Origin of the sequence: Shewanella abyssi (genome assembly GCF_023284025.1) — a bacterium.
Classification (GTDB): domain Bacteria; phylum Pseudomonadota; class Gammaproteobacteria; order Enterobacterales; family Shewanellaceae; genus Shewanella; species Shewanella abyssi.
The window spans coordinates 36589-42846 of sequence record NZ_JAKIKR010000046.1 but is presented as its reverse complement, the minus strand read 5'-3'; the positions used below and the strand labels follow the sequence as shown (position 1 = coordinate 42846).

Here is a 6258-nt window from a genome sequence, read left to right as displayed (position 1 = left end):
GCATAAAATCAACATCAAAAGCCAAGTGGTGTTTTCTGTTGATTACCTAGCAGGACGTAGTCCGTCCTAGCAGTGAGCTGGCGAACGTCCTAGTACCTAGAACCTTCTCAGCTTTAAGATCGGTTCTAGCAAAGACGGTAAAGTCTTAGACGAACGGCCTACGGCCTTACGCCACGTGACTTCGTCACTACGGAACGCTTCGCTTACGGTGAAAACTAGAAAAGAGAAAAGCGACGGCATAAAATCAACATCTACATCAACATCAACATCAAAAGCCAAATGGTGTTTTCTGTTGATTTCCTAGCAGGACGTAGTCCGGCCTAGCAGTGAGCTGGCGAACGTCCTAGTACCTAGAACCTTCTCAGCTTTAAGATCGGTTCTAGGTTCTAGCAAAGCATAAAATCAACATCAAAAGCCAAGTGGTGTTTTCTGTTGATTACCTAGCAGGACGTAGTCCGTCCTAGCAGTGAGCTGGCGAACGTCCTAGTACCTAGGACCTTCTCAGCTTTCAGATAGGCTCGAGTATTAGCGGTTCCAGGTGCTAGGCTCGAGTATTACCTGTTTTCCCTAACATCTTTAAAACGCACCTGCAGCGCCGGGGAAAACAACTGGACTGACATTGCCGTTAGCACTCACACTAGCAACACCAAATAAGTAATTATCTATCACCATATTGTCTAATTTAAACGAATTCACATTACCAACGTAACGGCTATGAGTCCATTCTGGTTCAGTGGTTAAACGCCAATAGACTCGATAGCCCACCACATCCTTATTCTTGGTCCCATCCCAATTTAACGTGGTACTTGGAGATACTTGACCCTTAATAGTGACGCCTGCTGGCGGTGCAGGTGCCCATGCCATAGAGGCTAAACTTATGGCATTTAGTGCGGTTAGTTTTGCATTAAAATTAAAATCAACACCCTCTATTACATCACCATAAGCGATGCCATTTTCAACCCGGATATCTTGATGCTGGCGGTTGTAGTTCTCGTTGGTTTCCATGATGCGCACCGCAGGCAAACCCGCTTTGTTAAACGGCAGGTGGTGACCACCACGACCGAAGCGATCTAGACGATACACCAGCATCACATCTAAGTTAGTCATGTATTGGTCTGCTAAGGTTTTTATTTTACGGGCAAGGTTACGTGATGCGGAATCATTTTCGCCGCCACTGAAATAACGCTGCTTGGCTTGCTCTTTAGTTTCGGCGATACGCACACCTTCGGAGAAGACTCGCACTGAGTGGTTGTCGATAACGCCGTTAATGCCTTCAATGTTACCTATCATGTCATTGTTCAGTACTGCCTGAACTTGCCAACCTTCATCTTTAGCGTATTGCGCCAGTGTTGCCCCGCCGTATAACCCCTGCTCCTCACCAGAGAGTGCAGCGTAAACAATGGTGCCGTTAAACTGGTACTGAGATAACACCCGCGCCGCTTCTATCGCTCCCGCCACACCAGAGGCATTGTCGTTAGCACCGGGGGAGATTGACGTTGAATTCATCACATCGGTCACTCGTGAGTCGATATCGCCACTCATCATCACTACCCGTTTGGGATCGCTACTGCCACGCTGAATCGCAATGACATTAACCACTTCGGTAGGGTTAGGAATACGTTTACCGGTGACGGTGTCAGCTAAGGTGATGACCTCTAAGCAACCGCCGCAGGCTTTTGATATCTGCTCAAACTCGGCCTTTATCCAACGTCTGGCAGCGCCTATACCTTGGGTTGTCGATGCTGTTTCAGACAAGGTATGGCGGGTGCCAAAACCAACCAGTTTCTCAACATCACTGCGCAAATTGCTGGCACTGGGCGCGGTAGCAATCGTATATAAACGCATATCTTCTTCTGAGGGAGCAACGTTTGTCCCACTGGCTACAGCACTGGTTGCCATTACAGATAAAGCGATGGCAGCAAGCGGTAGGCTTGAGCGAAGAGAAAATGAATCAAAACGAGAGCCTGAGCGAGTATTCATGTGATTATTCTGTTGTTGTTATTTTGTGCACTACTGTAGCAAAACAGCGACGCTAACGGGCAATTAAGCCGCGCTCAATTGTTAGTAGGTATGTCCACTGAAATACTGCATTTCCATTCATAAAAAATACAGCCTCTTTAGCTAAAATAACGAAATAAATCCGCGTATTGTCTGGATATCTAATGACGCCCCAGTGGCCGCTTAGTGATCATCTAACACGGTATCAAGCTCTGCAAAAAACCAGCGCATCACCGGACCGATCTCTTTATCGCGTCGATTAACCACGCCAATTTCAACTAATAGTGGATTGGGAATATATTCGGTTGATAGCTCTAGCAATTCATTTGAATACCACTCGGTTTTAGCCACATGTTCAGGCACTAGCGCCCAACCTACACCTTGCAGCGCTAAAGCCACCATGTAGTAATAGCTGTCGATATACCAATGGTTTGCCGACAATGGTTGGCTTTGAGATTGTCCGGTTCGGTCACAAATCGCCAACTGTCGGTATTGCATCAATTGTTCCAGCGTCGGTGTGGGCACTTGCGCTAAAGGGTGTTTGGCCGATACCACCAAGCTATGCTTGAATTGACCCACTGACATAAATTCGAGTGCATCGGGCAGTGATACGGTGTGGAACATTATGCCAATATCAGCACGTCCTTCGTCCACCCATAGCGCGATATCTTCTTGGGAACCATTAATAATCGTCAGTTTGAGCAGTGGGAATTGAGTCGAGACTCGCAAGAAAAAGGTTTCAAAGGCGTTCACCGGCACAGCTTCATCCATCGCCACAGTGAGCGTAACTTCTTCGCCTAATGTTGCCGTCATAGCGCGAGCATGCAGTCGTTGGCATTGCGCCAATACCGTTTGCGCTTCGATAAACATCTCCTCACCCAATGGCGTTAAGATGGGTAATTTTGCGCTGCGATCAAACAGTTCAAAACCGAGATCGGCTTCAAGATTACTGATGGCGGTACTCACCCGTGATTGCGCCTTGCCCATGTGCCGGCCTGCCGCCGAGAATGATCCTAACTTAACCGCATTTACAAATGCGTTTAGCTCATCTAATGTCCAGTTCACGATCTCTCCCATATCAAAAACAGATAGAAACTAACTTTGTTCAATCTCATAAACAGAGTAACCTGCCCGCATATGTACTTCAACACTGTAAAGATAATGTCAGCATTCACACCTATATCAGAGCAAAATCAAACCATCCAACAAACGTTTTGGCGCTATACCTTGCCGGCCGTTGCGGCCATGTTAGTCAATGGCTTGTATCAGATTGTCGATGGCATTTTTATCGGTCACTACATTGGGTTTGAAGGGCTGGCGGCGATTAACATGGCTTGGCCTGTTATCTATTTTATGGTGGGATTTGGCATTATGGTGGGGATGGGAAGCGGCAGCTTGCTATCGATTCTACGCGGCAAAGGCGATACCACGGCAGCGCCAACAATATTAACCACCAGCATGATACTTATGCTGGTATTAGCGGCTGCATCGACCCTCATCCTATTGGCTAGCAGTACCTACTTATTACAAGCCCAGGGCGGAGTCGATACCACCTTACAGATGGGGCAAGATTACATTGCGGTATTTACCTGGGGCGGTATCGCTACCGTGTTGGCGGCCGCGTTACCGTTCTTAATCCGTAATGATGAAAATCCTAATCTGGCCACCATATTGATGACGATGGGCGCGGTGATTAATATCCTATTGGATTACCTGTTTATCGGCGTTTGGGAGCTGGGGTTAGAGGGGGCAGCCATTGCCACCATTACCGCTCAAGTGATTATTTGTCTGATTGGTTTAGGCTATTTCTTATCGCGTTATAGCAACATACAGTGGCCAGCAAAATTTACCCTCTTTAATTTTCGCTTTAGTCGACAGATTGTTTTGCTCGGCTCCTCTAGCCTGTTTATGTACCTCTACACTAGCTTTGTATTTGCGCTGCATAACCGACTATTTATGGAATATGGTTCACCACTAATCGTCGGTGCCTTTGCCATTGTCGGCTATCTAATGGTGTTGTATTACTTTGTCGCCGAAGGTGTTGCTGAGGGCCTACAACCTCCCGTTAGCTACTATTACGGCGCCGAGCAACATGAAAATATTAATAAGATGTTGATGCTATCGCTTAAGGTGACTTTTATCGCCGGGATCAGCTGGACCCTGCTGCTGAATGTGTTTCCTGAGTTCATGGTGCGTCTATTTAACAGCAATGACTCAACATTGGTCGCAACTGCAGTAGAGGGGATCCGCATGCACCTGTTTGCGATGCCGCTCGATGGCTTTATTGCATTGGCATCGGTGTACTTTATGGCAACTAACCAAGGTAAAAAAGCGCTTATTATCGCCTGTAGCAATATGCTGGTTCAGCTACCTTTCCTGTTTATTTTACCTAAATTTATCGGTATCGACGGCGTATGGTTAGCGATGCCGCTCTCCAATATTGCACTGTGCACCGTGGTCATTCCGTTAGTGTATTTCGATATTAAAACACGTCGCCAACTGGGCAATCGAAATCTCAACACACTAGATACTGTAACGATTTAAGCTTGGTAAACTTAGGTTTTACGGTAGCGCTGCAACAGGATATTGACTCGCTCGACATAGGCTTTTGTTTCTGGGAATGGGGGGACGCCTCGATACTGGTCGACCCTCGATGCTCCGGCATTATACGCGGCGCACGCTAAGGTAATATCACCATCGAAGCGTTGTAATAATTGTGCTAAATAGCGACTGCCAGCCGCAATATTTTGGCTCGGCTTAAAGGCATCGGTCACCCCGAGCTCTTTCGCCGTTACAGGCATTAGCTGCATTAAGCCTTGTGCCCCCGTCCTTGAAAGAGCCGCTGGCTTAAATGCTGATTCGGCATGAATGACAGCGCGGATCAACGCAGCTTCTATGCTGTAGGTTGTTGCTGCTAATTGAATCTCTTCTTTATACTGCTGGGTGTATAGCGGAATAGATTGCCAATTGATATTGGAGCTGGGTTTACAGGCATAACAGTCATAAATACGCACTTGATAATGCCCTGTCTCCGGCGGCCGATCGGAAAAAACCACCACTCCAGCAGCATTTTTGTAGTGATAAACCTGATCAGGAGCGCGGGCAATCGACAAAGAATGAGTTACCACTTTCTGGCTGCCCAACACACTCTTGTCTGACGGTTTCGCCACGAAATGAGGTTTGCCGGTTTGTGCCCAACTGCATAAGCTAACAGCGGCTAAGCACAATAATAAAAAGGTTTTAATCATAAGCCAGATAACACCCATGCCCCCATGACCGCACTGATATAGGTACGGCTAGTTCGAGGCTATTACTTTAAAAAATCAGCCGCATCGATAGAGGCTTTTGATGCTTCGTTAGCTTCATAAAAAGGCATCATTTTAACACTCGCCATTGATGCGATGATTGAACCAGGAAAGATCTCTACCGCAGTATTGAGCTCAGAAACGGCACTATTATAAAAACGACGCGCAGCTGAAAGCTGGGCTTCGACTTCGTTATAGGTTTGCATTGCTTGCAACATGGTGTTGTCAGAGCGAAGCTCTGGATAATTTTCGACGTTAACCATCAGCTGTGACATTTTTTGATTAAGCCGTTCTGATACCTCTAAATGCGCCTTAACCTCATCGGGATCGGTATCGCTGTATCCCTTAATAGCTTGAGTTCTGAGTGCAGTGATCTCAGCCAACAGTGATTTTTCCTGATCCATGTACTTCTGCGCAATCTTTAAAATATTTGGCACTAAATTCGAGCGCTTCTTTAACTGCACATCAATGCCAGATAATGCTTCTCGGCCTGCATTACGTTTTTTGATTAAGCTGACATACCAGAGGTAGGCGATAATTACTGCCAATCCTAAGCCCAACAAAATACCTTCCATTACATATCCTTATTGTTATTTTAGTGCCCTTTTTTATAGGCATCTTTGCCAATGCGCTGGAAAAACAATCATTTTTGGCGCTACTGTTGGCTTTTGTTGCAACTACTGTTACTCATTTAGTCGCCGAAATCCAGCCTAATAGCGCCACTTGCAAGCATTTTTCGTGATGTTTTTTAACGCACTTTTCACCAAGTTGGTGCTTTTACGGCTGAAAGATCATATTGAAACACTGCAATTTAAGGGTTTAGCGCCATTAATGAGTGAACTTTACCAAATTAAACTGAACGCCTACTTTATCAACAGCTAAATAATTTATTACCTTATTATTCAGTAATTAAATGTATTATTCATCTAGTGCTTTTTTGTACAAGCTGACAATT

The 6258-nt window shown here is 45.9% G+C and carries 5 protein-coding genes; 1 reads left to right on the top strand and 4 read right to left on the bottom strand.

Annotated features, from left to right (window positions below; all coding sequences use genetic code 11):
- Positions 1 to 576 precede the first annotated feature (576 nt).
- Both L2755_RS17080 and L2755_RS17075 read right to left on the bottom strand, forming a co-directional pair.
- Complete coding sequence (locus L2755_RS17080; RefSeq protein ID WP_248981886.1) at positions 577 to 1899, bottom strand: M28 family peptidase; 1323 nt, start codon at positions 1897 to 1899, stop codon at positions 577 to 579.
- Between the two features lie 282 nt (positions 1900 to 2181).
- A complete protein-coding gene (locus L2755_RS17075) occupies positions 2182 to 3063 on the bottom strand; it encodes a LysR family transcriptional regulator (protein WP_248981881.1) in 882 nt (293 codons plus the stop codon).
- 96 nt (positions 3064 to 3159) lie between these two features.
- Here L2755_RS17075 and L2755_RS17070 point away from each other — a divergent pair, with 96 nt between their 5' ends.
- The gene (locus tag L2755_RS17070) at positions 3160 to 4542 is read left to right on the top strand and encodes an MATE family efflux transporter (RefSeq protein ID WP_248981880.1); all 1383 of its coding nucleotides are present in this window, start codon (positions 3160 to 3162) and stop codon (positions 4540 to 4542) included.
- An 11-nt stretch (positions 4543 to 4553) separates the two neighbouring features.
- On the opposite strand, the gene L2755_RS17065 is transcribed toward L2755_RS17070, so the two are convergent.
- Both L2755_RS17065 and L2755_RS17060 read right to left on the bottom strand, forming a co-directional pair.
- Complete coding sequence (locus tag L2755_RS17065; protein ID WP_248981879.1) at positions 4554 to 5246, bottom strand: lytic transglycosylase domain-containing protein; 693 nt, start codon at positions 5244 to 5246, stop codon at positions 4554 to 4556.
- A 62-nt stretch (positions 5247 to 5308) separates the two neighbouring features.
- Positions 5309 to 5878 carry a LemA family protein gene (locus tag L2755_RS17060; RefSeq protein ID WP_248981878.1) on the bottom strand — a complete coding sequence of 190 codons (570 nt, stop codon included), beginning with the start codon at positions 5876 to 5878 and terminating at the stop codon, positions 5309 to 5311.
- Between the last annotated feature and the right edge of the window lie 380 nt (positions 5879 to 6258).